Annotated in this window: 3 protein-coding genes; all 3 read right to left on the reverse strand. The window is 41.1% G+C overall.

Features of this window, described 5'->3' with window-relative positions; all coding sequences use genetic code 11:
• Positions 1-152 precede the first annotated feature (152 nt).
• Positions 153-470 (reverse strand): hypothetical protein, encoded by a 318-nt coding sequence (locus tag F6K57_RS33600; RefSeq protein WP_293057007.1) that lies wholly within the window; start codon positions 468-470, stop codon positions 153-155.
• Between the two features lie 1,267 nt (positions 471-1,737).
• Complete coding sequence (locus F6K57_RS33605) at positions 1,738-2,172, reverse strand: HetP family heterocyst commitment protein (RefSeq protein WP_293072290.1); 435 nt, start codon at positions 2,170-2,172, stop codon at positions 1,738-1,740.
• A 172-nt stretch (positions 2,173-2,344) separates the two neighbouring features.
• Positions 2,345-2,896: HlyD family efflux transporter periplasmic adaptor subunit (locus F6K57_RS33610; RefSeq protein WP_293072291.1), on the reverse strand; the 552-nt coding region annotated here is incomplete at its 5' end.

The raw sequence follows: 2,896 nt of genomic DNA on the forward strand, positions 1-2,896 counted from the left end.
ATTGACTATCCTGAAGCAATCACACTGAAGCAATCAAACCTAAACCTGAGTGTAATCATGTTCATATAGAACTGAAGGTACTGCATTCTATTAGGATATGAAGACACCCAGGTTTAAAAGTTAATGAATCAGGAAAATATCCTGACTAATTACTACTGGATAGCAGAGAATCCAATACCTTGAGACTTAGTAGCAGTTACGCCACCTTGCTCAAGAGTCAAGAAGAAGCTTTCTTGCTTACTAGCAACATTATTACCTGCATCGCTTTGAGCTTCAGAAGCAGTATTACCGGAAGCAGTAGCAGTATTACCGATATCTACTTTAACGTTAACTTCAGTATTGAAAAGTTCATTTTCTACGATGGTGCTTTTAGTTTTGAAAACGCTTTGGAAATTGTTGCTTAATGAAAGTCCACCTTGAACTTTGCTAGCTTCAACGGACTCTAGATGATTTAGGTCAGAAATAAGCATTGATTTTCTCCTTCTTTGTTGTTGATTTTTTTTGTTTCGAGCAGCTTTGTTTGAGCTGTTGATATAACTATATCCAGATTCCCCTAGGCATGTCTCGCCAATTTGGCTTCAACCTTTTATTTTTTAAAAATTACTGGATTTACTATAAGTATTTATTCAGTAGTAACGAATTCTGTATTAGTTCAAAGAGATTGGTAATTTTGATGGCGTTGTATCGAAGTACTTTATTATTTAGGAACCGGTCATTATATCTAACCTAATTAAAAACATGCTGGCCACTTTGGCTTAATATTTATGCTTTACTCCTCCCACAACTAAATAGTGAGCAATAATCGATTCTGAATTAGTTCAAAAAAATTGGTAATTTTGATGGGCTTTTATTGAAGTAGTTTATTAGTGATAAACTGGTAATTATATCTAATTTAATTTTAAAAAATAACGCCACTTTGGCTTGATAATAATGATTGACTCATCCCACAACTAAATAGTGACTAGTAACCGATTCTGAATTAGTTCAAAGAGATTGGTAATTTTGATGGGGTTGTATTGAAGTACTTTATTATTTAGGAACCGGTTATTATATCTAATATAATTAAAAAAATGCTGGCCACTTTGGCTTAATATTTATGGTTGAATCATCCCACAAGTAAAATAGGTGCTAAAGTCCGTGGGATGTCGAGTCATTAGTTAATAGCAAAGGGAACAGGGAGCAGGGAGTATAGGAAGTGTGAGGAGACGGGGCGTATCGGGCGTGTGGGACCTGTGGGGACATGGGGAGATGGGGAGATGAAATTAATAATATGTAGCCCTGTGAGGGCTAAGAATTGGTATAACCTGAGTTCGATATAAGCGATCGCTCGACGAAAGCGATGCAGAGGTGCCACCCGTGGCTAATTTAATTACGGGTCAAACGCACCATTACGGTCTTGGGGAGGCAGGAAAGACTAAGGACAGGACTTACGCACAGAATCCATGGGTAGGGTGGGCAAGGTTTTGTCCACCCTACAGGTAGATTTAAATTGAGAGATTTCCGTAAGTCCTAAGAGTACTAGGACTGTTTCATTACCGCCTGTAATCAGACAAAAAAACGCCTCGTCCATCAACAGGTGTGACCCCTGGCGAATTAAATTCGCCAAGGTCAAGGGCACCTAATGGACAAGGCAGTTATTAATGAATTAGTTCGACCACAGGCTTAGTCTGATCTGCTGTGGTGGTAAGCAGTGGTGGTGATGACAAGGAGGATGGGTAGGAAAATGATTACATCTGCTCACCACAGCGAAACCAAACAGTCTCGCCGTAAATAATCGGCTAACTTCTTGAGCATCGATTCCTCTTCTTCCAGTTCACTGATAAACCACTGTTCTTGATCCCCACCGTGGACCTGTGAGGTTTTCTTGCCAAGGGTCTCTACATAAGCGAGATCTTTGATCTGGCTCAAACGCTGCCGTGCATTCAAGACTTTATTGCCATTGCTCATCATACTAGCTTGCTTCTGTAAGATCATGTCCCGGTTTTGTTTGAGCAAGCGGCTGTAGGTTCTAGAAGGCATGTAGTCTAGAGGATTATGGCCTGCTAACCGTAGCATTAACACACAAGCCCAAGAATACTTGCCATCAAGGATGGCTTCCTCGATCTCGCTAAATTTATCGGTATCCATCACTTTGTCGAGCTTGGTATTGGCAGAAGGAATACGATAGGTCATGGTTATTTGTGATCCTGTAAGTCTAAAGGTCAATAGTTTATAAGCTGGGGTGCAGTTAACTTGCAGATTCCAAGGAATTACTAGCAAGTTGACTACTAAGCATTAACGGTCAACTGTTAACCGTCAACGGCAAACGATCAGTCAGTGATGAAAGTGATTTGAGAACAGAGCACTATAGATCGATGCCGCTTTTTTGCAGTTGTCGCATCGGATCCAATAAGAAATCGATAATCCGACGGCGGCGGATAATGATGTCAGCATTGGCGGTCTGACCAGCCTTAAACCGAATGATTTCATCATCTTCAATCACATAGTCACGGTCAAGGGACACTTTCACCTTATAGACTGAACCCATGAGTTGATCGGCTTTAGCATCGGAAGAGATGGAAATCACCGTGCCTTTGATGATGCCGTAATCCTGATAGGGATAGGCATCAAATTTCACTTGCACCGGCATTCCTTCGTTAATAAACCCTGCCTCCCGAGTAGGCAAACTTGCGGATAGCACTAGGGGGGCACCTTGAGGAGCGATTTCGGCGATGCTATGTCCTGGTTGCACGACTTCACCAGTATTAGAAATGTTGAGGGAAGATATTACCCCATCCACTGGCGCTTTAAGAAACTTCTGTTTGAGCCTGGTTTTAGCAGTATTGACCAGGGTTTCATTTTCAGAAATTCTAGCTTTGATTTGGGTCAGTTCCACTTCCAACTGTTGAATTTTCTG

Origin of the sequence: Moorena sp. SIO4A5 (assembly GCF_010672005.1) — a bacterium.
In the GTDB taxonomy this organism is placed as follows: Bacteria; Cyanobacteriota; Cyanobacteriia; order Cyanobacteriales; family Coleofasciculaceae; genus Moorena.